This window comes from Herbaspirillum sp. NPDC101397 (assembly GCF_044767325.1).
Lineage (GTDB): Bacteria > Pseudomonadota > Gammaproteobacteria > Burkholderiales > Burkholderiaceae_D > Herbaspirillum.
This window is the reverse complement of sequence record NZ_JBIWNS010000013.1, coordinates 13,055-39,236: the sequence shown is the minus strand read 5'-3', so window position 1 is coordinate 39,236 and position 26,182 is coordinate 13,055. Positions and strand designations below refer to the sequence as shown.

Annotated in this window: 28 protein-coding genes; 15 read left to right on the top strand and 13 right to left on the bottom strand. The window is 63.2% G+C overall.

The annotated features are described in order from the left end of the window. Nucleotides 1-77 precede the first annotated feature (77 nt). Complete coding sequence (locus ACIROW_RS23480; protein ID WP_402279480.1) at nt 78-749, bottom strand: DUF1120 domain-containing protein; 672 nt, start codon at nt 747-749, stop codon at nt 78-80. Nucleotides 750-1,021: 272 nt separating this feature from the next. On the opposite strand from ACIROW_RS23480, the gene map reads away from it, so the two are divergent. Continuing rightward, entirely contained in the window at nt 1,022-1,789 is a 768-nt protein-coding gene (map, locus tag ACIROW_RS23475; protein ID WP_402279478.1) for a type I methionyl aminopeptidase, read from the top strand. 192 nt (nt 1,790-1,981) lie between these two features. Continuing rightward, nucleotides 1,982-3,064, top strand: a complete 1,083-nt coding sequence (locus ACIROW_RS23470; protein ID WP_402279476.1) for a calcium:proton antiporter — start codon at nt 1,982-1,984, stop codon at nt 3,062-3,064. Nucleotides 3,065-3,090: 26 nt separating this feature from the next. Here the strand turns inward: ACIROW_RS23470 and ACIROW_RS23465 are convergent, their stop codons facing one another. Together ACIROW_RS23465 and ACIROW_RS23460 are read right to left on the bottom strand one after the other, a co-directional pair. Beyond that, nucleotides 3,091-3,321, bottom strand: a complete 231-nt coding sequence (locus ACIROW_RS23465) for a DUF3820 family protein (protein WP_402279474.1) — start codon at nt 3,319-3,321, stop codon at nt 3,091-3,093. 13 nt (nt 3,322-3,334) lie between these two features. Beyond that, a complete protein-coding gene (locus ACIROW_RS23460) occupies nt 3,335-4,882 on the bottom strand; it encodes a diguanylate cyclase (protein ID WP_402279471.1) in 1,548 nt (515 codons plus the stop codon). A 233-nt stretch (nt 4,883-5,115) separates the two neighbouring features. Here ACIROW_RS23460 and ACIROW_RS23455 point away from each other — a divergent pair, with 233 nt between their 5' ends. Continuing rightward, on the top strand, nt 5,116-5,313 hold the full coding sequence (locus tag ACIROW_RS23455) for an oxidoreductase-like domain-containing protein (RefSeq protein ID WP_402279470.1): 198 nt from the start codon (nt 5,116-5,118) through the stop codon (nt 5,311-5,313). Nucleotides 5,314-5,435: 122 nt separating this feature from the next. Then, entirely contained in the window at nt 5,436-6,344 is a 909-nt protein-coding gene (gene ppk2, locus ACIROW_RS23450; protein WP_402279468.1) for a polyphosphate kinase 2, read from the top strand. 104 nt (nt 6,345-6,448) lie between these two features. On the opposite strand, the gene ACIROW_RS23445 is transcribed toward ppk2, so the two are convergent. Next, nucleotides 6,449-6,973, bottom strand: coding sequence for a hypothetical protein (locus ACIROW_RS23445; RefSeq protein WP_402279466.1), 525 nt, complete (start codon nt 6,971-6,973; stop codon nt 6,449-6,451). A 313-nt stretch (nt 6,974-7,286) separates the two neighbouring features. On the opposite strand from ACIROW_RS23445, the gene ACIROW_RS23440 reads away from it, so the two are divergent. Genes ACIROW_RS23440 through ACIROW_RS23425 form a run of 4 tightly spaced genes read left to right on the top strand, consistent with a single transcriptional unit; the run spans nt 7,287 to nt 10,244 of the window. Next, nucleotides 7,287-7,766: a FecR domain-containing protein gene (locus tag ACIROW_RS23440; protein WP_402279464.1), complete on the top strand. Its 480-nt coding sequence runs from the start codon at nt 7,287-7,289 to the stop codon at nt 7,764-7,766. Next, entirely contained in the window at nt 7,759-8,385 is a 627-nt protein-coding gene (locus tag ACIROW_RS23435) for an OmpA family protein (RefSeq protein WP_402279463.1), read from the top strand. The genes ACIROW_RS23440 and ACIROW_RS23435 overlap by 8 nt, the downstream gene beginning before the upstream one ends. A gap of 17 nt (nt 8,386-8,402) precedes the next feature. Next, entirely contained in the window at nt 8,403-9,401 is a 999-nt protein-coding gene (locus tag ACIROW_RS23430) for an NAD(P)-dependent oxidoreductase (protein ID WP_402279461.1), read from the top strand. A gap of 18 nt (nt 9,402-9,419) precedes the next feature. Then, entirely contained in the window at nt 9,420-10,244 is an 825-nt protein-coding gene (locus tag ACIROW_RS23425) for an amidohydrolase family protein (protein WP_402279459.1), read from the top strand. Here ACIROW_RS23425 and ACIROW_RS23420 read toward each other — a convergent pair. Next, on the bottom strand, nt 10,232-11,176 hold the full coding sequence (locus ACIROW_RS23420; protein ID WP_402279457.1) for an SDR family oxidoreductase: 945 nt from the start codon (nt 11,174-11,176) through the stop codon (nt 10,232-10,234). The genes ACIROW_RS23425 and ACIROW_RS23420 overlap by 13 nt on opposite strands. A 248-nt stretch (nt 11,177-11,424) precedes the next feature. Between ACIROW_RS23420 and ACIROW_RS23415 the strand changes: the two genes are divergently transcribed. Next, nucleotides 11,425-12,558, top strand: a complete 1,134-nt coding sequence (locus ACIROW_RS23415) for a metallophosphoesterase (protein ID WP_402279455.1) — start codon at nt 11,425-11,427, stop codon at nt 12,556-12,558. Nucleotides 12,559-12,562: 4 nt separating this feature from the next. On the opposite strand, the gene ACIROW_RS23410 is transcribed toward ACIROW_RS23415, so the two are convergent. Both ACIROW_RS23410 and ACIROW_RS23405 read right to left on the bottom strand, forming a co-directional pair. Continuing rightward, nucleotides 12,563-12,793: a hypothetical protein gene (locus tag ACIROW_RS23410; protein WP_402279453.1), complete on the bottom strand. Its 231-nt coding sequence runs from the start codon at nt 12,791-12,793 to the stop codon at nt 12,563-12,565. Between the two features lie 135 nt (nt 12,794-12,928). Continuing rightward, nucleotides 12,929-13,900, bottom strand: a complete 972-nt coding sequence (locus ACIROW_RS23405; protein ID WP_402279450.1) for a GlxA family transcriptional regulator — start codon at nt 13,898-13,900, stop codon at nt 12,929-12,931. Between the two features lie 110 nt (nt 13,901-14,010). On the opposite strand from ACIROW_RS23405, the gene ACIROW_RS23400 reads away from it, so the two are divergent. Both ACIROW_RS23400 and ACIROW_RS23395 read left to right on the top strand, forming a co-directional pair. Beyond that, entirely contained in the window at nt 14,011-15,276 is a 1,266-nt protein-coding gene (locus ACIROW_RS23400) for an MFS transporter (protein WP_402279447.1), read from the top strand. Between the two features lie 57 nt (nt 15,277-15,333). After that, a complete protein-coding gene (locus ACIROW_RS23395; RefSeq protein WP_402279444.1) occupies nt 15,334-16,239 on the top strand; it encodes a LysR substrate-binding domain-containing protein in 906 nt (301 codons plus the stop codon). Here ACIROW_RS23395 and ACIROW_RS23390 read toward each other — a convergent pair. From ACIROW_RS23390 to ACIROW_RS23380, 3 genes are read right to left on the bottom strand one after another with little or no spacing between them, the layout of a single operon-like run. Then, entirely contained in the window at nt 16,236-17,348 is a 1,113-nt protein-coding gene (locus tag ACIROW_RS23390) for an alkene reductase (RefSeq protein WP_402279442.1), read from the bottom strand. The genes ACIROW_RS23395 and ACIROW_RS23390 overlap by 4 nt on opposite strands. Next, nucleotides 17,345-18,049: an SDR family oxidoreductase gene (locus ACIROW_RS23385; RefSeq protein WP_402279439.1), complete on the bottom strand. Its 705-nt coding sequence runs from the start codon at nt 18,047-18,049 to the stop codon at nt 17,345-17,347. The genes ACIROW_RS23390 and ACIROW_RS23385 overlap by 4 nt, the downstream gene beginning before the upstream one ends. A gap of 27 nt (nt 18,050-18,076) precedes the next feature. Further along, on the bottom strand, nt 18,077-18,628 hold the full coding sequence (locus ACIROW_RS23380) for an ester cyclase (RefSeq protein WP_402279437.1): 552 nt from the start codon (nt 18,626-18,628) through the stop codon (nt 18,077-18,079). 168 nt (nt 18,629-18,796) lie between these two features. On the opposite strand from ACIROW_RS23380, the gene ACIROW_RS23375 reads away from it, so the two are divergent. The 3 genes from ACIROW_RS23375 (at nt 18,797) to ACIROW_RS23365 (ending at nt 21,582) form a co-directional block, all read left to right on the top strand. After that, nucleotides 18,797-19,396, top strand: coding sequence for a TetR/AcrR family transcriptional regulator (locus tag ACIROW_RS23375; RefSeq protein WP_402279434.1), 600 nt, complete (start codon nt 18,797-18,799; stop codon nt 19,394-19,396). Nucleotides 19,397-19,481: 85 nt separating this feature from the next. Continuing rightward, complete coding sequence (locus ACIROW_RS23370) at nt 19,482-20,510, top strand: NADP-dependent oxidoreductase (protein ID WP_402279432.1); 1,029 nt, start codon at nt 19,482-19,484, stop codon at nt 20,508-20,510. A gap of 55 nt (nt 20,511-20,565) precedes the next feature. Beyond that, nucleotides 20,566-21,582 carry an LLM class flavin-dependent oxidoreductase gene (locus ACIROW_RS23365; protein ID WP_402279430.1) on the top strand — a complete coding sequence of 339 codons (1,017 nt, stop codon included), beginning with the start codon at nt 20,566-20,568 and terminating at the stop codon, nt 21,580-21,582. Nucleotides 21,583-21,665: 83 nt separating this feature from the next. Here the strand turns inward: ACIROW_RS23365 and ACIROW_RS23360 are convergent, their stop codons facing one another. The 3 genes from ACIROW_RS23360 to ACIROW_RS23350 are packed head-to-tail and all read right to left on the bottom strand — an operon-like array spanning nt 21,666 to nt 24,679. Next, complete coding sequence (locus ACIROW_RS23360; RefSeq protein ID WP_402279427.1) at nt 21,666-22,502, bottom strand: GntR family transcriptional regulator; 837 nt, start codon at nt 22,500-22,502, stop codon at nt 21,666-21,668. Then, a complete protein-coding gene (locus ACIROW_RS23355; protein ID WP_402279425.1) occupies nt 22,499-23,716 on the bottom strand; it encodes an amidase in 1,218 nt (405 codons plus the stop codon). The genes ACIROW_RS23360 and ACIROW_RS23355 overlap by 4 nt, the downstream gene beginning before the upstream one ends. Before the next feature lie 15 nt (nt 23,717-23,731). Further along, a complete protein-coding gene (locus tag ACIROW_RS23350) occupies nt 23,732-24,679 on the bottom strand; it encodes a polysaccharide deacetylase family protein (protein WP_402279608.1) in 948 nt (315 codons plus the stop codon). Between the two features lie 255 nt (nt 24,680-24,934). On the opposite strand from ACIROW_RS23350, the gene ACIROW_RS23345 reads away from it, so the two are divergent. Next, nucleotides 24,935-26,122 carry an ABC transporter substrate-binding protein gene (locus tag ACIROW_RS23345; protein WP_402279423.1) on the top strand — a complete coding sequence of 396 codons (1,188 nt, stop codon included), beginning with the start codon at nt 24,935-24,937 and terminating at the stop codon, nt 26,120-26,122. The last annotated feature ends 60 nt before the right edge of the window (nt 26,123-26,182 follow it).

The window sequence follows — 26,182 nt, the reverse complement described above, 5'->3', positions numbered from 1 at the left end:
GACGGCGGAAAAGGCGGGACGTGAATGAAAAAAGCCCGCTTGCGGGAGCAAGCGGGCCGGATGATGACTGGAAGAAATTACAGGTACTGCACTTCGATCGTGGCCGAGCCGTCGAGGTCGATGTTCTGCGTCAGCGGCAGGTTGGCGCCCTTGTCCAGCACGGCGGTCACGCCGAGGTTGCCGGACATGGTCTTGTACGAACCCGGTGTGGTCGAACCGCTGGTGGCGAACGCCTGGCGGCCGGTGCCGTCGGCGTTGAAGCGGCCGTAGGTCGACTTGGCCCAGGTGCCGTTGTTGGCGGCGTCGGCGACGATGTCCGGTGTGGCGCCGTCGGCGGTGAACGAACCGACGATGGTGCGCACGCTGTAAGCGCCGATGTTCTTGCCACCCGCTGCACCCAGACCGTAGGCATGCTTGTCGCCCAGGTTGGAGTTGATGGCAGTCATCAGGCCGGCGACAACGGTGGACGCCTTGTTGTCGATGGCGCGCACAGCAACTTTGGTTGCCGCGTCGCAAGTGACGGTGAAGGCGATGGTTTTTTCAGCCAGCACGTTCGGCGCGGTGGCGCTCAGGCCCTTGGCGGCGATGGTGCCGTAGTCGACCACGTTGGTGCCGGTGAAGGCCGGAGTACAGGCCGATGGGCGAATCACGCCTTTGACCTTCAGTTCAGCGGTGTCGGCGGCTTGCGCAGCGAAGGACACCAGCAGGGAAGCAGCCAGGGCGGAGAAGAGAGTGATTTGCTTGTTCATGATCGTTTCCTTAAGTAGTCAGAATGAGTTGAAGTTCGTGTGAATTCGTTTTGCCTGAGCCCCTTGTATTTGCTTAAGCAGTGAAGCCATTCTGACGATTTAAGGATCGGATTTATATGAGAAAACTCTCAAAAAACAGCGTGGTGAAAAAACGAGACAACAGGCGTGAGGATCGTGCCGGCACCTGTCTTGCACAGCGGAAACGCTGCGGTTGCCGGCCTGATCGGGGATAATAGAGGCCTTTATTCTCTTTACTCTCAACAAGGAACGTCGTGGCAGTCTCCATCAAAACCGAAAAACAGATCGCCATGATGCGCGTGGCAGGCGGCCTTGCGGCGGACGTACTGGAGATGATCGGCGAATATGTCGTACCCGGCGTGTCGACCGAAGAACTCGACCGCCGCTGCCACGATTACATCCGCAAGGTGCAGAAGGCCACGCCGGCCAACGTCGGCTATCACGGTTTCCCGAAGACCCTGTGCACCTCGATCAACAGCGTGGTCTGCCATGGCATTCCCAGTACCAAGGATGTGCTCAAGGACGGCGACATCGTCAATATCGACGTCACGGTGATCAAGGACGGTTGGCACGGCGACACCAGCCGCATGTATTTTGTCGGAACGCCCAGGCCGGAAGCAGCGCGGCTGGTGCAGACCACGCTCGATGCCATGCTGGCCGGCATTGCCGTGGTGCGGCCGGGCGCTCGCTTGGGCGATGTCGGCCACGCCATTCAGACGCTGGCCGAGGGTGCCGGCTATTCGGTGGTGCGCGAATACTGCGGTCACGGCATCGGCAAGGTGTATCACGAAGAACCGCAGGTGCTGCATTACGGCACACGCAATTCCGGCCTGCTGCTGCGCGAGGGCATGACCTTCACGATCGAGCCGATGATCAATCTCGGCGCGCGCGCCGTGCAGCAACTGGCCGACGGCTGGACCGTGGTCACGCGCGACGGCTCGCTCTCGGCGCAGTGGGAACACATGATCGCGGTGACCGCCGACGGCGCCGACATCCTGACGCGCTGGCCTTCCGCCAGGTAATTTCCCGTCCGATCGTCGTTCCATCCGAAGCTGCGCTGACAGTTACGGAAGAAGCTGACGCGCGCATCGGTTATCATTTCTTGCCGCGCGGCATTCGCGCCTTGTGCTTCGTGTATTTTTCTGCGCGCCGTCGCTCCGGCCCGCTTGCCCGCAACTTCCATCCACCGTCCTGACAACGATACTTAACCGCCCATGAAAATTTCCCCGTCGCTGCCGCTGTGGTCCATCGCTTCGCCCATCCTTGGCTGGCTGGTGTATGCCGTCAACGGTCTGCAACCCGGCAGCTGGTTCGTCGCCTTGCTGGTGATCGGCCTGATGGCCAGCGTGCTGGCGGCGGTGTATCACGCCGAAGTGGTGGCGCACAAGGTCGGCGAGCCGTTCGGCACGCTGGTGCTGGCGCTGGCGGTGACGCTGATCGAGGTGGCGTTGATCGTGTCGCTGATGCTGGCGGGAGGCGAGGCGACTACGGGACTGGCGCGCGATACGGTGTTTGCGGCGATCATGATCATTCTCAATGGCATCGTCGGCATCTGCCTGCTGGTGGGCGCGAGCCAGCATCGCGAGCAGTCGTTCGGCCAGCACGGTGTCAGCGCTTCGCTGGCGACACTGGCGGCGATTGCCGTATTGACGCTGGTCTTGCCGAACTACACCCTGACCAAGGTCGGACCGTATTACAGCGCCAGCCAGCTGGCGTTCATCGCGGTGATCTCATTGGTGCTGTACGGTACCTTCGTGCTGGTGCAGACGGTGCGCCACCGTGACTATTTCCTGCCTCCGAACGCCGCCGGCGATGCGGAAGCGCATGCCGAGCCGCCATCCAACAAGGTCGCCATTACCGCTGCCGTGCTGCTGCTGGCGTGCCTGGGCGCGGTGGTGCTGCTGGCCAAGGCGCTGGCGCCGACGCTGGAAGCCGGCCTCGACAACCTGGGCGCGCCGAAATCGGTAGTCGGCATCATCATTGCCGCCATCGTGTTGCTGCCGGAAGGACTGGCGGCAGTGCGCGCGGCGCGCGCCAATCGCTTGCAGACCAGCCTCAACCTGGCGATCGGCTCGGCGCTGGCCAGCATCGGGCTAACCATTCCTGCGGTGGCGGTGGTGTCGCTGGCGACCGGCTGGACCTTGTCGCTCGGACTGGACATCAAGTCGACGGTACTGCTGATGCTGTCGTTCATCGTAGCCGCCTTCTCGTTGAGCACAGGTCGCACGACGGTCATGCAGGGCATGGTGCACCTGGTGATTTTTGCGGTGTATCTGTTTACGACGATCGTGCCGTAACTCGTGCTGTAACGCACTCGATCCGATCAGCGTCGCAGATTGGCGGCATCCTTGCGCAGCGGATCGAGCAGCTGGCGCAATGCGTTGTGGTCCAGCTCATACATCAGGGCCAGCAAACTGCCCAGTTCGCCGCGCGGAAACCCTTCGCGCGCGAACCAGCCCAGGTAATGGCCGGGCAGGTCGGCCAGCAGCCGGCCCTGGTATTTTCCATACGGCATTTCCATGCTGACCAGCTTGAGCAGAGATTCCTGATCCATCGCAGCGGTCTCGTTATGGAAACGCGCTGTCGATCTTGACGTCGTCACGCCGTTCGACGCAATTGCGTCCCTTGGCCTTGGCGACATACAGCGCGCGGTCGGCTTCTTCCACCAACTCTTCCGGTTCGCCCGATTCCTGCGACGGCTCGATCATGGCCACGCCGGCGCTGACTGTCACGACGGTCAGCGGGCTGGCAGCATGCAGGATGTCCAGCGCGACGATGTCGGCGCGGATGCGTTCGGCAATCAGCGCCGCCGACTCCAAGGTGGTTTGCGGCAGCAGCACCACCAGTTCTTCGCCGCCGTAGCGCGCCACCAGGTCGCCGGTGCGTTGCGGCACCTGCTTGAGCAGCGTGGCGATACGGCGCAGGCAATCGTCGCCGGCGCGGTGACCGTAGATGTCGTTGTACTGTTTGAACCAGTCGACGTCGAGCATGATCAGCGCCACGCAGTCCTTGTTGCGCAGCGCGCGCGCAAACTCCTGACTGAGTGCGATATCGAAATGGCGCCGGTTAGCGAGGCCGGTCAGGCCGTCCTCCAGCGCCAGGTTCTGCAAATGGCGGTTGAGCTGGTCGAGGTTGTCGCGCGCGACGCGCAGCTCGGCTTCGGTTTCCAGACGCAGCTTGATCTGGCGCAGCAGCCAGTTGCCCAGCAGCGCCAGGATCACGATCAGCAGCAGGATGGCGGCGGTGTGGTGCAGCGTGTCGTCGACCCAGCTGTCGAGCACTTCTTCCTTGGACAGCGCAATCGCCACGAACAGCGGGAACTGGCTGAAGTGCCGGTAGGCGTTGATCCTGTCCTTGCCGTCGACGGTGGACGGCGCGGTGTGCGTACCGTGATGGAACTTGGTGACGTAATCGCGGAAGATCGGTACCTTGTTCAGGTTGTAGCCGACGTACTTGTCGAAGAACGGCCGGCGCGCCAGCAGCGTGCCGTCGTTGAGTCCCAGGATGATGAGGCCGTTGTCTCCGATGTTGAAGGTGTTGTAGAAGTTGCGGAAATAGTCGATGTCGATCGCCGCCAGCACTACGCCACGGAAACGGCCGTCGGGGTAATCGAAGCGGCGCGACACGGTCAGGCGCCAGGCGCCGGCCGGGTTCTTGATCAGCGGTCCGATGTAGGGACCGCGTTCGGGATGGTCTCGATGATATTGGAAATACTTGCGGTCGCTGATATTGCCGCTGAATGGCGTGACGTTGGAGTCGACTACCGGATTGCCGTGAGCGTCGAGGATGAATACGCCGGCCAGCTGGCTGACTTCCGCCACGCGCTTTTGCAGCAGGCTGTGCAGGCGCGGTTTCTGGGCGTCGTCGACGCCGTCGGCTTCCAGCCGTTCCACCACGCCGGAGAGGATGATGTCGGCGGCCTTAAGCGTATCGTCGCCATGCTGCGCCAGCGCTCGCGCCATGTTGACGATGTTGGCTTCGGTATCGTTGAGATGTTCCGCGCGCGCCTTCCACGCCTGCCAGCCGTTGACGGACAACAGCGACACGCAGACGATGACGAAAAATACCTTTGCCCGGAATACCAACGGCGCGGTTTCGCCTGGTTCCCGGGACATGATTTTCTTCAATCGCTGCAAGACGGTCATAACGGATGTTGTGTTTATTATCGATGCGAAGGCGTGGGGCGCCGGCACCTTTATGCTACTAGAAATACGCTCGAAATTCGCGGTAGTTTGTTCTTGTCCGGCAAATATTCGGGCCCGGCGCGACATTGTGCAATCGCGCATTGTCGCAGGGAAAGAATACCTCGCGGTTCTATAATCGGACAGTCCTCATTTTCATACCCGCCATGCCGACTTCCCGCGCCGACGATCCGCAACCCACCCCGCCCATCGAACCGGCGCTGGAAGATTGCTGCCAGAGCGGCTGCGATCCCTGCATCTTCGACATTTACCAAGATGCGCTGGAGCGCTACCGCCTTGCGTTGCAGGAGTGGCAGGCGCGCCATCCGCCGCCAAAGCCTGTTCGGAAACGTTCTCCGCGGTAATGGATTTTTCGTTGTCACCCGAGGGTCATAATCCTCAGGTATGTTCCAACGGTGCCGACCGCAGCCGGTCGCCGCCTATTCAGGCCATTCAGGCTATTCAGGCATCCTCTGATGGAGAAAAAATGAACGACGAAGAACTGGTGCGCCGCATTCATCGCGAGCTTGCCGACAGCTACGATGAAGAGCTGGAACTGGAAATCGAAGACCGCACGATCGAGCAACTGGCCGGCGGCGTCGACGCCGTCAGCGAACAGGACAAGGCCGACCGCCGCCTGTATTTCCGCGAGCTGTTCCGCCTGCAGGCCGAACTGGTCAAGTTGCAGGACTGGGTGGTCGCCACCGGGCACAAGGTGGTGATCCTGTTTGAAGGCCGCGATGCGGCAGGCAAAGGCGGCGTCATCAAGCGCATCACCCAGCGCCTCAACCCGCGCGTATGCCGCGTCGCCGCGCTGCCGGCGCCGAACGACCGCGAGCGCACGCAATGGTATTTCCAGCGCTATGTATCGCACCTGCCGGCCGCCGGGGAAATCGTGCTGTTCGACCGCAGCTGGTACAACCGCGCCGGCGTCGAGCGCGTGATGGGCTTTTGCAGCGACGATCAGTACGAAGAATTCTTCCGTTCCGCGCCGGAATTCGAACGCATGCTGGTGCGTTCCGGCATCCAGCTGATCAAGTACTGGTTCTCGATTACGGACGAAGAGCAGCACATGCGCTTCCTCAGTCGCATCCACGATCCACTCAAGCAGTGGAAACTGAGCCCGATGGATCTGGAGTCGCGCCGCCGCTGGGAGGACTACACCCGCGCCAAGGAAGTCATGCTCGAGCGCACCCACATCGCCGAAGCGCCATGGTGGGTGGTGCAGGCCGTCGACAAGAAGAAAGCGCGTCTGAACTGCATCCATCATCTGTTGAACCAGATGCCGTACGGCGAAGTTGAGCACGCGCCGATTTCGTTGCCGGAGCGCGAGCGCCACGACGATTACTTCCGCCGTGAAGTGTCGAGCGAGATCCTGGTGCCGGAAATTTACTGACCGTCATCGCAATCAGTCGCGCATGAAAAACGGGAGCCCAAGGGCTCCCGTTTTTCATTGATGCCGACCAAGCCGACCATGCCGGTCAGCTCAGAAGTACCGGTTCAGAAATACTTTTTGACGATTTCGCCGAAAGCCTGTTCGGCCGGCATGCCGCCGCGCATCAGCGTGGTGATTTCTTCCGAGTGCTCGCCGATGGTGTCCGGCAGGGTCGCGCGGTTGGCCTTGAAGTATTCGTACTTGTCGCTGTCGACCTGGTCCTTGGCGCGTGTCGCGGCGCTCGGCGCACGCGTGGTGCTGGCGCGCTTGACGCCGCCGGTGCTCAGCGTGCGGGTGGTCTTGCTGCCGCCGACCTTGGCCAGCCTGACCTGATCCAGGGTGAACACGCCGGTGGCGTTGCCCGGCGCGAATTCGCCTTCTTCCGGATGATGCAGGTGATGGTTGCCGTCGAAGGCCATTTTCTTGCCGGCAGTGTTGGTCAATTGATAACGCGGACCGTTGCCGGACGTGACCAGCGCGAACTGGACGCGCTCGCCGTAAATGCCCATCTGGGTGAGGACGCCTGTCAGGTAGGGCGCTTTCAGGGTGTCGATGTTGCCATTCCAGCGTTTGCTTCTTGTCGTAGTCAAAATATGTACTTCCGTAATGATGGCGGCCGCGCGCAAAAGAGATCGTGGGGGAAACGGCAATCCCGGGCGGCCGGCCTTGAAAAAACAGCGTGACCTGCCATTATCCTCTTCTCGCGCCGAGATTGACAGCGCGATGCAGCAATTTTTGCCGCAGGGGATCGCGGCAAAAACGCGAAATCCCCGCCCAGAGCGCCTTTCAGCCTCGCGATTGGTGTACGGCAATGCTTCCATGGGGCAATAACGGCGCTATAATGCGCCAACTCTGCGCTCGCAGAGGCGCCCACAAAGAAACACACCAAAAAAACGGGGAATCATGGGATCGGGAAATCACACATATCGCGTCTTCATGTCGGCCGCCTTGTTCATCTGTTTAGGCTGCGCCGGCAACGTCGCGCACGCGCAAGTGCAGGACTATGTCCAGGCCGGCATCGTCAAAGTCGTCAGCGGCAACGTCCAACTGCTGCGCCGTGACCAGCCTTCGGCCGCCCGTGTCGGCGACCGCGTCTTTTCCGGCGACCGCGTGGTCACCGCCGAGGGCGGCGCCATCGGCATCACGCTGCGCGACGACACCTTGCTGTCGCTTGGCCCCAAGAGCAACTTCCTGCTGGAACAATACAATTTCGACACCAGCTCGGGCGAAGGCAATGTTGCCGTGCGCGTGGTCAAGGGCACGCTGCGCTACGTCACCGGCCTGATCGGCAAGCATGCGCCGGAACGCCAGCAAGTCCTGACGCCGACGGCCACCATCGGCATTCGCGGCACCGACTTTATCGTGGAGGTGGCCGATGAATAAGTTGACAGAAAATAAGCTGATCGAAAAACTCACCCGCTTGCTGGCGCCGGGTGCGCTGATGCTGCTGCTGGCCGCCTGCGCCGGACCGAAGGAACGCTTCGTGCTGTTGCCGCAAGCGGACGGCTCGTCCAGCAGCATCGTAGTCAAGTCCGGCGGCGGGGAGACCGCATTGGCCACGCCGTACGCCTCGGTCGAGACGCAGGCAGGCAAGGCCGGCAAGACGGTCACGCTGAGCGAAGCCGACATCAACAAGCGCTACGCACCGGTGATGGAAAACCTGCCAATGCGTCCGCGCACCTATGTGCTGCAGTTCGAACTCGGGCGTGATCGCCTGACGCCGGCCTCGCGCAAATTCCTCGACCAGGCAATTGATGAGTTCAAGCAGTTCCCGGCTGGTGAATTCCTCGTGATCGGTCACGCCGACAACATCGGCAGCGACGCCTTCAACGACACGCTGTCGGTGCGTCGCGCCAAGCTGGTCGAGAGCGAACTGATACGTGCTAAAGTCAATCTGATCAGCATCGAAGTGATTGGCAAGGGCTCGCGCGAACCGCGCTTCCCGGCCAAGAAAGGCGTGCCGGAGCCGCGCAACCGCTACGTCGAGATCAAGCTGCGCTGAAAAACAAATTCAGAGACATGGCCGACATCTACCTCGCGTACTCCCCCGAGACGCGTGCGAACTACTATGGCGACAAACCGCTGGCGCTGTTGCAGGCGCTCGGAACGGTACGCCTGAATGACAGCGAAACGCCGCTGACGCCAACCGACCTGGTGCGCGCCGCCGCCGGCTGCGACATCATCGTCGCGCCGCGCATCCCGGCGGCCACCGCCGAGGTCTTCGATCAACTGCCGCAACTGGCCACCTATTGCCGTGGTGCGGTCGATATCCGCACCATCGACGTCGCCGCCGCCAGTCGTAACGGCGTGCTGGTCACACGCGCCACACCGGGTTTCGCCGCCTCGGTGGCGGAATGGGTGCTGGCCGCCATGTTCGATCTCAGCCGCGGCATCAGCGACGCTGCGCTGGCTTATCGCAACGGTATCGTGCCCGCCGTGAGGATGGGCCGCGAATTGCGCGGCGCCACGCTGGGCGTGGCCGGCTACGGCACCATCGGCCAATACCTGTGCCGCGTCGCGCAGGCGCTGGGCATGAAGATCGCCGTTGCCGATCCGTATGCAAACATCACCGAGCCGGCGCATGTGGCGACCAGCTTCGACGCCATGCTGGCGCAATCCGATTATGTAGTTTGCCTGGCCCCGGCCACGGCCGAAACGGCGCAGCTGTTCAACGCCGCAGCATTTGCAAAGATGCAGGCATCGGCCTTCTTCATCAACGCGTCGCGCGGCGAGCTGGTCGATGAAGCGGCGCTGCTGCAGGCGCTTAATCATGGCGTCATCGCCGCCGCCGCAATCGACGTCGGCATGGCGCCGGACCAGATGCCATCGCCGCTGCTGGCGCGCCATCCGCGTGTGATCGCCACGCCGCACATCGGCGGCCTGACGCCGCAGGCAGCCGAACACCAGGCCATGGACACGGTCAACCAGGTGGCGGCAATTCTTGCCGGTCGTTTGCCCGAGGGCGCGGTCAATGCCGATCAGGCGCACCGGCTGACGCGGTTCAGCGCAGCACAATAAGATCAGCGGAGACAGTTCATGACTTCCAACGTGATATCGGACGGCGCCTGCGACTGCCACATCCACATTTACGATTACACGCGTTTTGAACTGATGCCGACGGCGCCTTCCAGGCCGCCGCAATCGCTGTGGTCCGACTACCAACGCGAACAACGGGCGCTCGGCCTGACGCGCGCGGTGATCGTGCAGCCGACCGGCTACGGCTTCGACAACCGCTGCACGCTCGATGCGCTGGGACAGGCGCAGGGCAGTGCGCGCGCCATCGTTACGGTGCCTGCGGAGATTGCCGAAAGCGAACTTGCCGCGCTGGACCGGGCCGGTGTGCGCGGCGTGCGTTTCATGATGGTGGCCAATGGCGGCGGCGTGATGCGCTGGGACATGCTGGAACCGATTGCCGCCAAAATTGCGCCGTTCGGCTGGAACATCAACCTGCAGATCGACGGCCGCGATTTTGAACACTACGAAGACGTGCTGAAGTCCTTGCCGTGCCGCATCGTGATCGACCACAACGGCAAATTCCTCAAGCCGGTGGCGCCCGATCATCCCGCCATGCAAAGCCTGTTGCGCCTGTTGGATACGGGACGTTGCTGGATCAAGTTGTCGGCGCCGTACGAGACCTCGCAAACCGGCGCACCGGATTATGCAGACGTCAGCGCGCTGGCCCAAACCTTTGCGCGCGAGTTTCCCGAGCGCTGCCTGTGGGCCAGCAACTGGCCACATCCCGGCCGCAATCCGCAGCCATCCAATCGTGCCTTGCTCGACCTGTTGCCGGCATGGGCGCCGTCGGCCGAAGTGCGCACGCGCATCCTGGTCGACAACCCAGCGGCGCTTTACGGATTCTGAGCGAAGCTGAAAATGGCGGCCGGCGCAATCGCCGTATCTTCGTCGAAACTGTCGGGATCATCCAGCGGCCATGCCAGCGACAAGGGCGTCAACTGCACGCCGAAACGTGCGGCGGTGTTTTCCGTCGCATGCGGCGCACAGTTGCGCGTCATCAGGCCGACCATGGTGGCCGACACGCCGCGCTGCGCTGAAAACTGTTCCACGCTCACACAGCGCAGCGGCACCTGGCGACCATTGACCAGTTGCGCCAGCTCAGCCAGGCTGTAGTCTTCCGGACCGCCCAATTCGTAGACTCCGGCATCGCCTTCGCCCAGCGCGGCGGCTTCGGCGATGGTAGCGACGTCGCCGAGGTTGATGGGGCGGCAACGTTGCTCGCCGTCGCCGGCCAGCAATACCGTTTCGCCCGGCACGCGTTGCTGCAGCGACAACTCGAACGGCAAGGGATGCGGACTGCCGCGCACCACCGGACCGATGCGAAAGATCACGCTGTTGTGCAGCCGCGTCAGCATGCGTTCTGCCAGACCTTTGGCCTTGAGATGCCAGTTGTCCGCTTCGGCGTCGGCGTCGACGTGCGAAAAATACACCACGCGCGTGTGGCGCGTACCGACCGCCGCAGCGATGCGCTCGGCTGTATCCACCATGCCTTGCTGATACGCTTTCCAGTCCTCTGAACAGGAGCCTGAGGTGCCGGTCAGCAACACCACCGCATCGGCTTCGGCGATGACCTCAAAGCTGCGTTCGCTGTGAGTCCAGTGGGCCACGGTTTCATCGGCCGTCAGCCGCACCGGTTCGCGCACCAAGGCGGTGACGTGGACGTCGGCATCGCGCAGCAGCAACAGCAACAAGCGGCCGGTGGGACTGTTGGCGCCGGCCACGACGACACGGCGTACCGGTGCAATGGATGTAGCTGATGGAATCTTTGACTTGTTCATGACTTCCCCTGTTCGCAACAATGCAGACATGCAGGTGAAGACGTACGGGCGAGCGGAATATTGTGCACTGGTGAAAATATTTTTTACTGCTTTGCATTGCGCGGTAAAACGATGACAATCCGGTCAGCATTCATGCCGACAACTGAGTTGCAGTCATTCAGCCTGCCGTCAGCTACGTAAAAACCGCCATTGAAAACACCGCATGCATACCAACATGCACGCCAACACATCTCCCTTTGCGAGGCCCCATGCCGTCACGTTTCACCATCGTATTCGTCCTCTCCGTCATGGGCGCGCTGCATGCTCTGATAGGTTGGCGCCTGTTGCCGGCGCTCGGCATTGATGCGGCCTGGCAGGGCGTCGGCGCGCTGTTGCTGGTGCTGTCGTTTGTGCTGATCCCGGCCGGCCTGCTGGCGCGGGGGATCAAGCAGCAACCGCTGTCGGACCGGCTGGCCTGGGTCGGCATGCTGGTCATGGGCCTGTTCTCTTCCCTGTTGCTGCTGACCATCGTGCGCGAGCTGGCCTTGCTGGTGTTGTCCCTGCTGCATGTTGTCACGCCCGAGATTATCGAAAGCTCGGCGCGCGCCGTGATCGGTTGCGCCTTGCTGCTGACCGTGGTGGGTTACATGAACGCACGGCGGCTGGCCGAAGTGGTCAACATCGATGTGCCGATCGCCGACCTGCCGCACGCGTTGCAGGGTTTCACCATCGTGCAGATCAGCGACATCCACGTCGGTCCCACGATCAAGAAGCGCTACCTGCGCGCCATCGTCGACAAGGTCAATGAACTCAAGGCGGACCTGGTGGCGATCACCGGCGACCTGGTCGACGGCAGTGTGCAGCAACTCTCAGAACACACTGCGCCGCTGGCGCAATTGCGTGCACGTCACGGCGCTTATTTCGTCACCGGCAATCATGAGTATTATTCCAACGCGCCGGCCTGGATTGCGGAAGTGCGCCGACTCGGTTTGACCGTGCTGTTGAACGAACACGTGGTGCTCGATCATGGCGGTTCACCGCTGGTGCTGGCGGGGGTCACCGATTTCACCGCGCATCATTTCGATGAGAGCCAGCGTAGTGATCCGCACGCAGCAATTCGCAATGCGCCGGTGAGTGCTGCCAAGGTGTTGTTGGCGCATCAGCCGCGGTCGGCTGCTGCGGCGGCGGATGCGGGGTTTGATTTGCAGTTGTCGGGGCATACGCACGGGGGGCAGTTCTTTCCGTGGAATTTCTTTGTGCCGTTGCAGCAGCCTTATGTTGCGGGGTTGAACCGGTTGCGGAATTTGTGGGTTTATACCAGTCGCGGGACTGGATATTGGGGGCCGCCCAAGCGCTTGTTGGCGCCTTCGGAGATTACTCGGTTGAGGTTGGTTCGGGCGTGAACGGTTAGTCCGTTTCTTCGTAGCGGATCTTCGTAGCTGATCTTCGTAACTGATACTGCTCTTTCTTCGGACGACCGGGGTTGCCGGGGGCGGCCCGGCAGCCGCTCACTTTTCTTGTCTCGCCAAGAAAAGTAAGCAAAAGAAGGCGACCGCGATTCGCCGCCCCGCTTTGCGGGGTGCCCGTTGGCGCCGCGCTCAAATCGGGAAGGGAAACAAACTCGCTGCGCTCAGACAAGTTTCCCTTCTTTTTCCGATTTGAGCACGTCGCCAACGGCGACTCATAAGCGGAATTCTTTTTTCGGCTCGCTTCGCATTGCCTTGCTGGCTCGCCTTCGGCATCGCTTCTTTCTTTTTTCGTCTTTCTTCCACTTCAAAGATACAGCGCTTCCTGCCTTCTCTGCGCACGCCTGATCGCCTGCGGCGGATAACCAAACACGCGCAGGAACGCGCGGCGCATGCGTTCCGGGTCGTCGAAGCCTACTGCTCTCGCGATGCTTTCCAGTGATTCTTCTCCTGCTTCCACCCTTGGCCGCGCGGCTTCGGCGCGCAGTTTTTCGATTGCTTTGGCGGGGGTCTGGCCGGTCTCGGCGCTGAAGGCGCGGTCGAACTGGCGGCGGCTCAGGCAGGCTATTTCGGCCAGGCGTTCCGCCGTCAGCGACTCGTGCAGATGGTTACGCGCATAGCTCAAGGTCTCGCGGATTCTTCCCGAGGGCGGGTCCATTTCCAGCAGATTGGAAAACTGCGACTGGCCGCCCGGACGGCGGTGATACACCACCAGCTCCCTTGCCACCGCGCGCGCCAATTCCACACCGAGGTCTTCTTCAATCAGCGCCAATGCCAGGTCGATGCCGGCCGAGATGCCGGCGGAGGTCCAGACGTCGCCATCCTTGATGAAGATCTTGTCGCTGTCGACCTGCACCGACGGATGCATGCGCTGCAAACGCGCCGCCATGCGCCAGTGCGTGGTGGCGCGCTTTCCCTCTAGTAGCCCGGCCGCCGCCAGCACGAAGGCGCCGGTGCAGACGCTGGCGACGCGGCGCGCCTTGCTTGCTGCATGGCGCGTGTATTCCAGCAGAGTCTCCGACAGCACGCCTTCGCGCGGTCCGGCGCCGCCGGCCACGATCAGCGTGTCGAACGCGCTGCGGTCCAGCGGATGCGTGACGACTGCCGTGCCGGACGCGCTTTCCAGCATGCCGCCTTGCTCCGACATCACGCGCAATTGGTACGGTCTGCTTTTGCCGTCACCTTCATGGAGACGGTTGGCGACGTCGAAGGCGGTCAGCGGACCGGTGAAGTCGAGCAGGCTGCAATCGAGGAACAGCAGGAATCCGATTTTGCGCATGAGAGAGGTGCGTCCAACAAGCAGGTTGTCCAAAAAGGAGGTTTTTATGTCATTTTGGACGCATGTTGGCACGGCACACTGAGGCTGTCAAATTACCTTGGAGTCGCTTCATGAACCCTGCAACACAACCGGACGCGGGCGCGCCCGTCCTGCGCAAGGACAGCCATCGCTGGAAAATCCTCGGTATCGGCGTGCTCGCCAACGCCAGCTTTTCGGCGGCCTTTGCCGGCATTCCGGTGACGGCGATTTTCATGCGCGCCGATTACCGGCTCGACAATACCCAACTCGGCTTGGCGCTGGGCTCGCTCGGATTGGGCGTGGCCGTGAGCGAATTGCCGTGGGGCGTGTTGACCGATCGCTGGGGCGACCGGCGCGTGCTGTTGTGCGGATTGATTTCGACCGCGCTGGCGCTGGCGGTGATGGCCGCCTGCGTCGCGCCCGGCGGCGCCGGCATTCCACCGCTGTGGCTGCTGGCGCTGGGCTTGCTGACGGTTGGCCTGCTCGGCGGCAGCGTCAATGGTTCCAGCGGCCGCGCGGTGATGGGCTGGTTCCGTGAAGGCGAACGCGGCCTGGCGATGAGCATCCGTCAGACCGCGGTGCCGGTCGGCGGCGGCGTCGGCGCGCTGGTACTGCCGTCGCTCGCTGCGGCGTATGGTTTCGCCGCCGTGTATGGCTTGCTGGCATTGTTCTGCCTGCTCAGCGCAGGAATGGCGTGGCTGTGGCTGCATGAGCCACCGGCGGCGCCGTCATCCGTGACCGCTGCACCGCCGGATCGCAGCGCCCTGCGCAACATCGAAGTCTGGCGCGTGGCGATGGCGATCGGCATCCTGTGTTTTCCGCAAGTGTCGGTGCTGACCTTCGCCACCATCTTCCTGCACGACATCGGTCACGCGGGATTGGGACTGATCAGTGCGACCATGGCGGCGATCCAGATCGGCGCGGCGGTGATGCGCGTGTGGAGCGGTCGCTGGACTGACCGCCATGGCAATCGCCGTCGCTATCTGCGTGCCTGCAGCGCGCTCAGCGTGGCGTTGTACATCGCGCTCGGTACGGCGGCCGCACTGGCTCCTGCCGTGTGGCCGCAGTGGGTGCTGGCGGCGATCGCGCTGCTGTTGGTGGCGGGCGGTGTGTGCGCGTCGGCCTGGCATGGCGTGGCCTACACCGAGCTGGCGACGCTGGCCGGGCCACGCCAGGTCGGCACGGCGCTGGGACTGGGCAATACCTGCGTGTTCCTGGTGTTCTTCCTGGCGGCGCAGGCGGTGCCGGCCTTGCTGGCGTGGCAATCGTGGCCGGCCGTGTGGCTGGCGGGCGCCGCCGGCGCTTTGATCGCCTGGCCGATTTTCCTGAAGCCGTTGCATCGGAATCGTGCCGGTTGATGTAATAATCGGCGGTTTCAGCCACTACTTTCTTGCGCCATGGATCGTCTGAGCGACATGCGTCTGTTCTTGAGCGCCGCTTCCGCCGGCAGCTTTTCCGCCGCCGGGCGCAAGGCGGGACTGTCGCCGGCGGCTTCCAGCGCGGCCATGCAAAGGCTGGAGCAGTCGCTCGGCGTCAAGCTGTTCGAGCGCACCACGCGCCAGTTGCGGCTCACGGAAGAAGGGCGGCTGTACCAGTATTACTGCCAGCAAGCCATCGACGCCATCACCGAAGCCGAGCATCAGCTGCAGGCCGGCAAGAAACTGGTGCAAGGCACGGTGCGCATCTCGGCCCCATCCGATCTGGGCCGCAATCTGCTGCAGGATTACCTGCTGGAATTTTCACAACAGTATCCCGACGTGCGTTTCGTGCTGGCGCTGACCGATTCGCACGCCAACCTGGTGCTCGACGATGTCGACGTCGCCATCCGCTACGGCAAGCTGGTCGACAGCAGCATGGTGGCGCGCACGCTGGTGCCGAATCGCCGCGTGATCTGCGTGGCGCCGGGCTGCGACGACCATTTCGGTCCGTTGCAGGAATTGTCGCAACTTGCACAGCGACCTGCGCTGGTGCTGACGACCTCGGCCGGGCCGATGAACGTCTGGCAGTTCCAGAGCGGCAAGCGCGTCGAGACCATCCAGCTCGAGCACTATCATGAAACCAACGACGGCGAGATCCTGCGCAAGTGGGCGGTGCAGGGACGCGGCTACGCGTACAAGTCGGCGCTCGACATCGTCGCCGACGTGCGGGCGGAACGCCTGCGCATCGTCTTGCGCGACAAGCTGTCGGCGCCGGCGCCGCTGCATGCCCTGTATCACCGCAACCAGCACCAGCCGCCGCGCGTCAAGCTGCTGCTGGATTTCCTGCAGGAGCGCTTCGCCACGGCGGCGACAGAACTCGACGAGCTGGGTCTCGGACTCTAAGCCGGCGAATAATCGGTATACCCGCGCCGGTCGCCGCCGAACAGCGAGGCGCCGTCGAGATCAGCCAGCGCCAGATTCTCTTGCAAGCGCTTCGGCAAGTCCGGATTGGCGACAAACGGTCGGCCGAAGGCCACCAGGTCGGCCAGTCCATCGGACAGAATTTTCCCCGCACGTTCCTTGTCGTAGCGTCCGGCCACGATGATGCGGCCCGAGTAGGCGGCGCGCAGCCGATGGCGGAAGTCTTCCGGAATCGTCGGCGCATCGTCCCAGTCGGCTTCCGACAAGTGGATGTAGGCGACGTTCTGCTTTTCCAGTTCGGCGGCGGCATGCAAAATCGTATCGACGATTGCCGGATCGGCCATGTCCTTGAATGTGATGTGCGGAGCGAGACGCACGCCGACGCGGTGCGCGCCGATTTCCTCCGACACCGCCGCCACCACTTCGCGCAGGAAGCGCACGCGGTTGTCAACGCTGCCGCCGTACTGATCAGTGCGATGATTGGACACGGTGCGCAGGAACTGATCGATCAGGTAGCCGTTGCCGCCGTGCAGTTCGATGCCGTCGAAACCGGCCGCCATCGCATTGGCTGCAGCCTGGCGGAAGTCGCCGACGATGCCGCCGATTTCGTCCACCGTCAGTGCGCGCGGCATGGGCGTATCGACCATGCGGCCGACGCCGTCATCGCCCACGATCCACACTTGCGTGCCGCGCGGCTGGATCGCCGACGGCGCCACCGGCGCGGCGCCGTCATGGAATACCGGATGCGATACCCGGCCGACATGCCACAGCTGTACGAAGATGCGTCCGCCGGCCTTGTGCACGGCGTCAGTCACCAGCTTCCAGCCATCGATCTGTTCCTGAGTATGGATACCCGGGGTGAATGAATAGCCCTGGCTCTGTTTCGATATCTGTGTCGCCTCGGTCACGATCAGGCCGGCTGCGGCGCGCTGTGCGTAATACTCGGCCATCATCCGATTCGGGATATTGCCCGGCTGCGAGGAGCGGGCGCGCGTCATCGGCGCCATCACGATGCGGTTCGACAGTGCCACCGGACCCAGCTGCAAGGGCGAGAACAGGGCAGCGTCTTTCAAGGGGGCGTTATTGCTCATGATACTAATCCTCCGCCTTCGACATCAATCACGGCGCCGCTGACGAAGCCGTTTTCCATTGCAAACATATATGCCTGCGCCAGATCCTGCACTGTGCCCACGCGGCCGACCGGCAAGCCCTTGCCGATACGCGCCATGGCGGCCACGCGCGATTCGGCGCCGGCTGCGCCCCACAATTCGGTATCGACCACGCCCGGGCTGACCACGTTGACGCGGCGCGGCGCCAATTCCCTGGCGAGACTTTTTGCGGTCGCATCGACAGCCGCGTTGAGGCCGCTCTTGAGCAGGCTGCCGGGGCCGAACTTGCGCGACAGCAGGCCCGAGGTCAGCGTGACGGAGGCGTTCGGCGACAGATACGGCAGCGCCGCCTGGATCGCAAACAGCGAGCCGAACAGCTTGACGTTGAAGGCCAGTTCCAGTTCGTCGCGGGTGAGCTCGGTCAGCTTGGGCGAGCCCACGCGCGCACCGGCGGTTAATACCAGATGGTCGATCTTGCCGATGGCGGCGAAGGCTTGCGCCAGTGCGGCGCTGTCGGTGACGTCGGCCACGGCGGCACGAATGTTGTCGCCGGCCTTGGCCGAACGGCCGATCACGGTGACGACGGCGCCGCGCGCTGCCGCTTCTTGCGCGACGGCGCGGCCGATGCCGGAGGTGCCGCCGATGACGACGACTTGCTGTTGTTGCAGTGTGGTGTCGGACATGATGTTCTTTCGGATGGTGGAATGAAATTACTGCGGGATGGCGCCGAGTTGCTGCATCAGCGTCAGGTTGTCTTCCAGATGCCAGTTCTCGGCGATGCGGCCGTCCTGGATCCGGTACAAGTCATGCGCCTGGAAATCGATGGCCTGGCCCTTGCCTTGCAGTTGGCCGAACACACCGGTGAAGTGGCCGCGAAAACGCAAATGCACCGCGACGCGATCGCCGGCCACCGTCATGTCCTGCACTTCCGCGCTGAGGTCGGGTACGGCTTTGCGGAAACCTTCCGACGCCTGCAAAGGACCGTTGACGCCTTGCGGACGTCCGGCAGGCAGGGTGCGGTCGACGAAGGCCGGGCTCAGCGCCTGGCGTGCAAATTGCGCGTCGCCGGTATTCCAGAACGCCGCGTAGCGACGCGCCGCCAGCACCCGCGCGTCGGTGTCGGTACTGGCCGGCGACGTATCGATGGCGACGTGTTGCGGTGCAGGCAGTGATGCTTCGGCCGTTGCGTCGCTACTGATGCCGCCGAAGCCGCCGGCGGCCAGCGCCAGCGTCAGCGCAGATTGCCATTTCCTATTGTGCATGAGGGTTCTCCCGGTGTTGATAAAGTGATTGCATTGTCGGCCGGGGAGCTTGTTCTGGGAATGCGTCCCGCGCTTGAATCATCTTCTTGATATTTTTGAAAATGGGCAGAAATCCCGGTTTTGGCAGGCTTTAGACGACTGGTCTAATTTTTCGGTAAAATAGCCTGCATGAGAGATACCTACGCCGACACCAAACTCAGCATCCTGCAGGCAGGCCGCCGCCTGATCGCCCACAAGGGCTTCACCGGCGTGGGCCTCAATGAGTTGCTCACCGCCGCCGATATTCCCAAGGGCTCGTTCTATCACTACTTCGGTTCGAAGGAGCGTTACGGCCGCGAGCTGATCGAGCAATACGTCGATGAGTACCTGCTGACGCTGGACAAGACATTCGACGCGGACGGCAACGCGAACTCGACCGCACGCGAGCGTCTTTTGACCTACTGGGGCTACTGGCTGGAGACGCAATGCTGCGAAATCGCCGAGCACAAATGCCTGGTGGTCAAGCTCAGCGCTGAAGTGGCCGACCTGTCCGACGACATGCGCGTGGCATTGCACAGCGGCACCGAAGCCTTCATCGCGCGCATTGCCGACGTCATCCGCACGGGCGTGGCCGAAGGTTCGCTGCACACCGTGCTGGAGCCTTACCGCACCGCGCAGATGCTGTACCAGATGTGGCTGGGCGCCAGCCTGCTCAGCAAACTCAGCCGCGACCGCGAGGCGCTGGAGAGCGCCATGGATGTCACCCGGCGCGTGCTGGTGGCGCCCTGATTGCGCACTGATTTCACTGCGCTGAAAAATTCAATTCTTTCGCCGCATGCCACCCGGCAGGCGGCCTCTCCTTCAAAGGAAAACCATGTCCCAATCCGCTACCGTCAATCGCCGCATCGTGCTGGCGTCGCGCCCGACCGGCTCGCCCGCGCCGGAACATTTCCGCCTGGAAGAAACCGCCGTGCCGACGCCGGGGCCGGGCCAGTTCCTGCTGCGCGCCGATTATCTTTCGCTGGATCCCTACATGCGCGGCCGCATGAGCGACGCGCCGTCCTATGCGCCGCACGTTGAAATCGACGCCGTCATGACCGGCGGCACCGTCTCGCGCGTGGTGGCGTCGCAGCATCCCGACTACCAGGAAGGCGATCTCGTCATGGCCTACACCGGCTGGCAGGACTATGCCCTCTCGGACGGCACAGGCGCCACCAAGCTGGACAAGAACATGCCGCGTCCGTCATATGCGCTCGGCCTGTTCGGCATGCCGGGCTTCACCGCCTATGCCGGCCTGCTCGACATCGGCCAGCCGAAGGAGGGCGAGACCGTGGTGGTCGCCGCCGCCACCGGCGCGGTCGGCTCGGTGGTCGGCCAGATCGCCAAACTGAAAGGTTGTCGCGTGGTCGGCATCGCCGGCGGCGCCGAGAAGTGCCGCTACGCCGTGGAAGAACTGGGCTTCGACGCCTGCATCGATCATCGCGGCGACGACCTGCCGCAACAATTGAAAGACGCCTGTCCCAAGGGCATCGACGTGTACTTTGAAAACGTCGGCGGCAAGGTCTTCGAAGCCGTTCTGCCGCTGCTCAACGTGCATGCGCGCGTGCCGCTGTGCGGCCTGATCGCGCAATACAGCGGCGTTGCCCCGAACGCGGCCCTGTTGGGCACGCTGCCGCGCAACCTGCTGACCAAACGCATCCGCATGCAGGGCTTCATCATTTTCGATTACTACCAGCGCGCCGGCTATTTCGCCGAGTTCTTCAAGGACATGAGCGCCTGGGTTGCCGCCGGCAAGATCAAGTACCGCGAAGACGTGGTGCAGGGATTGGAGAACGCGCCGCAAGCCTTCATGGGCCTGCTCGAAGGCAAGAACTTCGGCAAGCTGGTTGTTCAGATCGCCTAGTGCAAATCGCGTAACTATTTTCAGACGCCCATTACGGGAGTCAGCAAGGACCACCATGATTCCGTTTTCCGTACTCGACCTGTCGCCGATCAACCAGGGCAGCACCGCCGCCCAGGCCTTCCACAACAGCAAGGAGCTGGCGCAGAAGGCTGAAGCGCTCGGCTACAACCGCTACTGGCTGGCCGAACATCACAACATGACCGGCATCGCCAGCGCCGCCACGTCGGTGGTGATTTCACACATCGCCGCCAATACCAAGACCATCCGCGTCGGCGCGGGCGGCATCATGCTGCCGAACCATTCGCCGCTGGTGATCGCCGAGCAGTTCGGCACGCTGGAGTCGCTCTATCCCGGCCGCATCGACCTCGGCCTTGGCCGTGCGCCCGGTTCCGACCAGCGCACCGCACGCGCCTTGCGCCGCCACCTCGGCGACAGCGCCGATACCTTCCCGCAGGACGTGGTCGAGCTGCAGGAATATTTCAAGGAAGCCTCGCCGTACCAGTCGGTGCGCGCCGTGCCGGGCTACGGCCTGAACGTACCGCTGTGGCTGCTCGGCTCCAGCATGTTCAGCGCACAGCTGGCGGCGGAAATGGGTTTGCCGTTTGCGTTCGCCTCGCACTTCGCGCCGGGTTTCATGAAGTCGGCCGTCGAAATTTATCGTTCCCGCTTCAAGCCGTCAGACGCCTTGAAGCGTCCGCACGTGATGCTCGGCCTGAACGTGTTCGCCGCCGAGACCGACCGTGAAGGCGAGCGGCTGTTCACGTCCCTGCAGCAGCAATTTGTCAACCTGGTGCGCGGCGTGCCGGGCCAGCTAAATCCACCGCGCGAGAGCATGGAAGACTACTGGCGTCCGGAAGAGAAGTCCCACGTCGAGCGTTCGTTGTCCTGCGCCATCGTCGGTTCGCCCGAGACCGTGCGCGCCGGCTTGCAGAACTTCATCGACGACACCGGCGCCGATGAATTGATGATCACCGCGCAGATCTACGACCATGCAGCGCGTTTGCGGTCGTTCGAGATCGTGGCTGAGGCGCGCGAGGCGTTGACGCCGAAGGTGCCGACGCTGGAGTTTTGACGTAGCAGGGAAGTTGAAGGCAGGAGACACGAAGGCCGGGACCATGAAAATGGCCCGGCCTTTTTTCATTCAATGATGGATCTTCATTCCATCCCGAGCATGCGCGCTAAACTATTGGCCGACTTTTCGCTGACCAGCTGGATGCGTTGCTCCAGCACCAGCAAGTGTTCTTCCATGGCCGCGATGGCGCCGGCGGCGTCGCCTTTTTCGATGAAGTCGACGATGCTGGTGTGTTCGTCGTGTTCGCAGGCGGCGTAGCCGGACGGTTCGTGCAGGGCGACGATCAGGGAGCAGCGCGACACCAGTTCGCTCAGGTAGCGTTGCAGGATGGGATTGCGGCACAGCTCCGCCACGCGCAGGTGGAACGCCGAGGCCAGCCGCGCCCAGTCGGTCTGGGCGTAATTGTGCATGGCTGCATGTTCTTCCTTGAGCTGGCGGCGCAGTTTGGCGAGGTCGGCCTTGGTGGCGTTCTTCACGGCCAGCGCCAGCACAGCGGACTCCAGTGAACGGCGCGCTTCGAAAATCTCGCGGGTTTCTTCCGGCGTCGGCATGGCGACGATGGCGCCGCGGTTCGGGCGCAGTTCGACGATATGCTCATGCGCCAGCTTTTGCAGCGCCTTCTGCACCACCGTACGACCGACGCCGAACAGTTCGCACAAGGCGGCTTCGGGCAGCTTGGTGCCGGGCGTCAGGCGCTGGCTCATGACGCTGGTGAAGACGCTTTGGTAAATGCGCTGGATGATGTCGTCGCCATCGTCCGCATGTGCGGCATCGACGGAGGCGTCGGCCAGCGCGTCGTGACGGACCTTGGGACGGCCGGTGCGTGCTGCTGCGGTCGGTGCGGCCGCTGCGGCCTTAAGGGACTTGAGCGCCGGCTTGCCGGCTTTCTTTGCGGTGCTGCGGAGAGGCATATCGTTCATCGTGTTCTGCGAATTTCCTGCAATTGATTCCACAAGGCCGTCGCCAGCCGTATCAGCGCCAGGTCGCTGCCGGCCGGGCCCAGCAATGATACGCCGATCGGCAGGCCCGCGTCTGTAGAAAACGGCAGGCTGACCTGCGGCAAACCGGCCAGTCCGGCGATGCACGTGATGCGGAAGCTGCGCGTGCGCACCTCGTCGACCTCGGCGCCACTCGCGCTGAGCAGCGGCGCCACGCTTGCCGCCGACGGAATGATCGCCACGCCGTCTTCACCCAGCAAGTCGGATACCTGCTTGCGGATGGTGTCCTGGCGTTGCACCGCCATGGCGGCGTCATGCGTATTGACGTCGGCGGCGAACTGCCAGCGCGCCGCCACCGCAGGGCTGAAGTCGGGCCGATTGGCTGCGATCCACGCGCCGTGGACTTGCCAGCCGTCGTAAGCGGACGCGGTGACATAGGTGCGCCGCCATTCTTCCAGCATGCCGGGAGCCGCCAGCGTATGGCGCGTGCGCGCGCCGTCGAACGCCATGAAGACCTGCTCGACCCGCTCATGGAATACGGTATCGGCCTGCGCCAGCACGTCGGTGAGCAGCAGCGCGCGCCTGAAACTGTGTTTTGCCTGTCGAGGCAATAGAACGCGGCCGACGCGCTCGAACACCTCTGCATCTTGCGCGAACCAGGTCGCGGTATCGAACGCCGGCTGCAGCGGCACCATCGCCTCGCGCGGCAGCAGGCCGTGCGTAGTGCGCAAGCCCCACACGCCGCAATAGCTGGCCGGCACGCGGGTCGAGCCGCCGGTGTCGGTGCCCAGCGCGAAGTCGCACAGGCCGGCCGCGACCGCCGCCACCGAACCGCTGGAAGAACCGCCCGGCACCCGGTCCGGCGCGCGCGTATTGAGCGGGGTGCCGTAGTGGATGTTGTCGCCGTGGATGCTGTAGGCCAGTTCATCAGTGACGGTCTTGCCGACCAGCGTGGCGCCGGCGGCCAGCAGCGTCGTGATGAGCGGGCTGGTTTTCTGCGGCAGCGCATGCGTGGCCAGCCAGACCGGATTGCCCGCGCCGGTGGGATGGCCGGCGACGTCGAACACGTCCTTGGCCGCGAAGCGCAGGCCGCGCAGTTCGCCCTCGGCGGCGCCGGAGACCACGAAGCGGCCGTGCGGCACCCAGGCGCCTGCATAGTTGTCGTGCGATGCATCGTTCCTGGTCTGAGCGTTCATGTGGACGTTCATGCGTCACCCCTGCGCCAGCGCAACCGCCGGTTGCGACTTCAGCACTTCCAGTCCGTCGACGTGGTCGCAGATCGCGCCCGGCGTGGTGAACCAGACCTCGCTGCGGTCGCGCGCGGCGGCGATGTGTTCCAGTGCGCGGCGCAGGTGGCGCAGACGGTAGGGCTGGCCGACCAGGTAAGGATGCAGCGCGATGCCCATCACCAGCGGCTGGCGGCGCGACTGCTCGAGCATTTCGTCGAAGTTGTCGACGATGAGCTGGGCGAAATCCTTGCCGTCCATCTGGCGCGCCACGATCATCGGGATGTCGTTGACCTCCTGCGGATAGGGGATCGACCACAGCGTCTTGCCGCTGCGCGTCTGCATGTGCGTGGGCTGGTCGTCGTGGCACCAGTTGAGGTTGTAGCGGTAGCCGCTTTCCAGCAACAGGTCGGGCGTAGCCAGGCTTTCCGAAATCCAGGGCGACAACCAGCCGGTCGGCGTCCGCCCGCTGTGCTGCTGCATGCGCTCGCGGCAGAATTGCAGCAGCGCCAGTTCGGCGGCTTCGTCGAGCGTGCCCTGTTGATGGGCGTTGGTGTGGCCGTGGCCGATCAGCTCGTCGCCGCGCGCGACGAAGGCTGCGATCAGCTCCGGGCAATGGTCGTAGAGCGCCGTGTTGGCAAGCACCCCGGCCGGCAGGCCGAGGCTGTCGAACAGTTCCAGGCAGCGCCAGGCGCCGACGCGGTTGCCGTATTCGCGCCAGGCGTAATTGAGCACGTCGGGTTCGGCGGCGGCCGGGCCCAGACGCGCGCCCAGGCCTTCACCGAAGGCGAAGTGCTCGATGTTGAAGCCGAGGTACACCGCCAGGCCGGCGCCGTTGGGCCAGCGGTAATGCGGACGCTGCGTGATGGCCGAATAGCCGAAGCGACCGTGCACCGGCAATACGCCGAGGCGGTCAGGTTGATCCGGCTGCATGGCGCTGATCGATGATGGTGCGGCGTGCATCATTTTATTCATCTCTTTCCACTTTCTGCACTTTGTCCGTGCATTATTGATTGCAATATTGAATTTATATTTGCGTCAATAAAAGTGATTTATTGCTTCTAATACGAGATACATATTGTCGGCAAAAACTATTTTTTATTGTGGCAGTTGGCATAGCCCTTGCATAAGTCATGCCGGGAACAAAGCAAAACCAACCACTCATCAATTCAGATCCGGGAGAGCCACATGATCCACTTCACTCGTCGCACCGCAATCGCCGCCGCCCTGGCGACCTTGGCCGCAGCCAGCCTGTCGCCGCTGGCGCTGGCCGCCGACCCCATCAAGATCGGCCTGGTCACGGCCCTGTCCGGCCAGTCGGCGCAATCGGGCGAAGCCATCACGCGCGGCCTGACGGTCGCCATCGACGAGATCAATGCCAAGGGCGGCCTGCTCGGCGGCCGCAAGCTGGAGCTGGTCCGCCGCGACGACGAAGGAAATCCGGCCAAGGGCGTGGTCGCAGCGCGCGAACTGATCTTCAAGGAAAAAGTGGCGATGATCTTCGGGGGCCTTGATACGCCGGTATCCATGGCCATCGTGCCCATCATCAACGCCGAGAAGGTGCCGTTCATGGGCCCCTGGGCCGCCGGCACCGGCGTCACCAAGAACGGCGCCAACCCCAACTACGCTTTCCGCGTCTCGGCAGTGGACGAACTGGTCGACAAGGCCATGCTGACCTACGCGCAGAAGACCTTCAAGGCCAGCAAGGCCGGCCTGATCCTGGTCAACAACCCATGGGGCGAATCGAACGAGAAGGGCATCGTCGCCGCGCTGGCCGAGAAATCCATGAAGCCGGCCGGCATCGAGAAGTTCGAGGCCAGCGACGTCGACATCGTGCCGCAGCTGACGCGTCTGAAAGTAGCCGGCGCCGATACCCTGTTTTTGGTCGGCAACGTCGGCCCGTCGGCGCAGGTGGTGAAGTCGCTCGACCGCATGGGCTGGAAGGTGCCGGTGGTTTCGCACTGGGGCCCGGCCGGCGGACGCTTCACTGAACTGGCCGGACCGAATGCAAAGAACGTCCACTTCGTCCAGACCTTCAGCTTCTTCGGCAAGCTGACGCCGGTCGGCGACAAGGTGGTCAGGGACCTCAAGGCCAAGTATCCGAACATCAAGGGACCGGACGACATCACCCCGGCGGTCGGCGTCGCCAATGCCTACGACGGCATGCAGCTGGCTGCGCTGGCGATCGCCAAGGCGGGCTCCACCAACGGCGACGCGATCCGCGAAGGTTTCTACAAGATCGATCGCTATGAAGGCCTGATCAAGACCTATGTCAAACCGTTCTCGCCGGCCGTGCACGACGCGCTGCAATCCGACGACTATGTGTGGGCGCAGTTCATCGACAACCGCATCCTGCCGGTAGGATTGACGCAGTAAGCCGTCCTCGGTTTCGGGGATGACGAACCTGCCCGGGCGACGCAAGCTGCAGCGCCCGGG

Coding starts and splice junctions, on each gene's coding strand:
- ACIROW_RS23440 (WP_402279464.1), top strand. CDS start 7,287: ATGGGATCGGGAAATCACACATATCGCGTCTTCATGTCGGCCGCCTTG.
- ACIROW_RS23375 (WP_402279434.1), top strand. CDS start 18,797: ATGAGAGATACCTACGCCGACACCAAACTCAGCATCCTGCAGGCAGGC.
- ACIROW_RS23420 (WP_402279457.1), bottom strand. CDS start 11,176: ATGAACAAGTCAAAGATTCCATCAGCTACATCCATTGCACCGGTACGC.
- ACIROW_RS23380 (WP_402279437.1), bottom strand. CDS start 18,628: ATGCACAATAGGAAATGGCAATCTGCGCTGACGCTGGCGCTGGCCGCC.
- ACIROW_RS23400 (WP_402279447.1), top strand. CDS start 14,011: ATGAACCCTGCAACACAACCGGACGCGGGCGCGCCCGTCCTGCGCAAG.
- ACIROW_RS23425 (WP_402279459.1), top strand. CDS start 9,420: ATGACTTCCAACGTGATATCGGACGGCGCCTGCGACTGCCACATCCAC.
- ACIROW_RS23360 (WP_402279427.1), bottom strand. CDS start 22,502: ATGAACGATATGCCTCTCCGCAGCACCGCAAAGAAAGCCGGCAAGCCG.
- ACIROW_RS23435 (WP_402279463.1), top strand. CDS start 7,759: ATGAATAAGTTGACAGAAAATAAGCTGATCGAAAAACTCACCCGCTTG.
- ACIROW_RS23470 (WP_402279476.1), top strand. CDS start 1,982: ATGAAAATTTCCCCGTCGCTGCCGCTGTGGTCCATCGCTTCGCCCATC.
- ACIROW_RS23465 (WP_402279474.1), bottom strand. CDS start 3,321: ATGGATCAGGAATCTCTGCTCAAGCTGGTCAGCATGGAAATGCCGTAT.
- ACIROW_RS23430 (WP_402279461.1), top strand. CDS start 8,403: ATGGCCGACATCTACCTCGCGTACTCCCCCGAGACGCGTGCGAACTAC.
- ACIROW_RS23365 (WP_402279430.1), top strand. CDS start 20,566: ATGATTCCGTTTTCCGTACTCGACCTGTCGCCGATCAACCAGGGCAGC.
- ACIROW_RS23345 (WP_402279423.1), top strand. CDS start 24,935: ATGATCCACTTCACTCGTCGCACCGCAATCGCCGCCGCCCTGGCGACC.
- ACIROW_RS23350 (WP_402279608.1), bottom strand. CDS start 24,679: ATGCAGCCGGATCAACCTGACCGCCTCGGCGTATTGCCGGTGCACGGT.
- ACIROW_RS23415 (WP_402279455.1), top strand. CDS start 11,425: ATGCCGTCACGTTTCACCATCGTATTCGTCCTCTCCGTCATGGGCGCG.
- ACIROW_RS23395 (WP_402279444.1), top strand. CDS start 15,334: ATGCGTCTGTTCTTGAGCGCCGCTTCCGCCGGCAGCTTTTCCGCCGCC.
- ACIROW_RS23370 (WP_402279432.1), top strand. CDS start 19,482: ATGTCCCAATCCGCTACCGTCAATCGCCGCATCGTGCTGGCGTCGCGC.
- ACIROW_RS23480 (WP_402279480.1), bottom strand. CDS start 749: ATGAACAAGCAAATCACTCTCTTCTCCGCCCTGGCTGCTTCCCTGCTG.
- ACIROW_RS23355 (WP_402279425.1), bottom strand. CDS start 23,716: ATGAACGCTCAGACCAGGAACGATGCATCGCACGACAACTATGCAGGC.
- ACIROW_RS23455 (WP_402279470.1), top strand. CDS start 5,116: ATGCCGACTTCCCGCGCCGACGATCCGCAACCCACCCCGCCCATCGAA.
- ACIROW_RS23405 (WP_402279450.1), bottom strand. CDS start 13,900: ATGCGCAAAATCGGATTCCTGCTGTTCCTCGATTGCAGCCTGCTCGAC.
- ACIROW_RS23385 (WP_402279439.1), bottom strand. CDS start 18,049: ATGTCCGACACCACACTGCAACAACAGCAAGTCGTCGTCATCGGCGGC.
- ACIROW_RS23390 (WP_402279442.1), bottom strand. CDS start 17,348: ATGAGCAATAACGCCCCCTTGAAAGACGCTGCCCTGTTCTCGCCCTTG.
- ppk2 (WP_402279468.1), top strand. CDS start 5,436: ATGAACGACGAAGAACTGGTGCGCCGCATTCATCGCGAGCTTGCCGAC.
- ACIROW_RS23460 (WP_402279471.1), bottom strand. CDS start 4,882: ATGTCCCGGGAACCAGGCGAAACCGCGCCGTTGGTATTCCGGGCAAAG.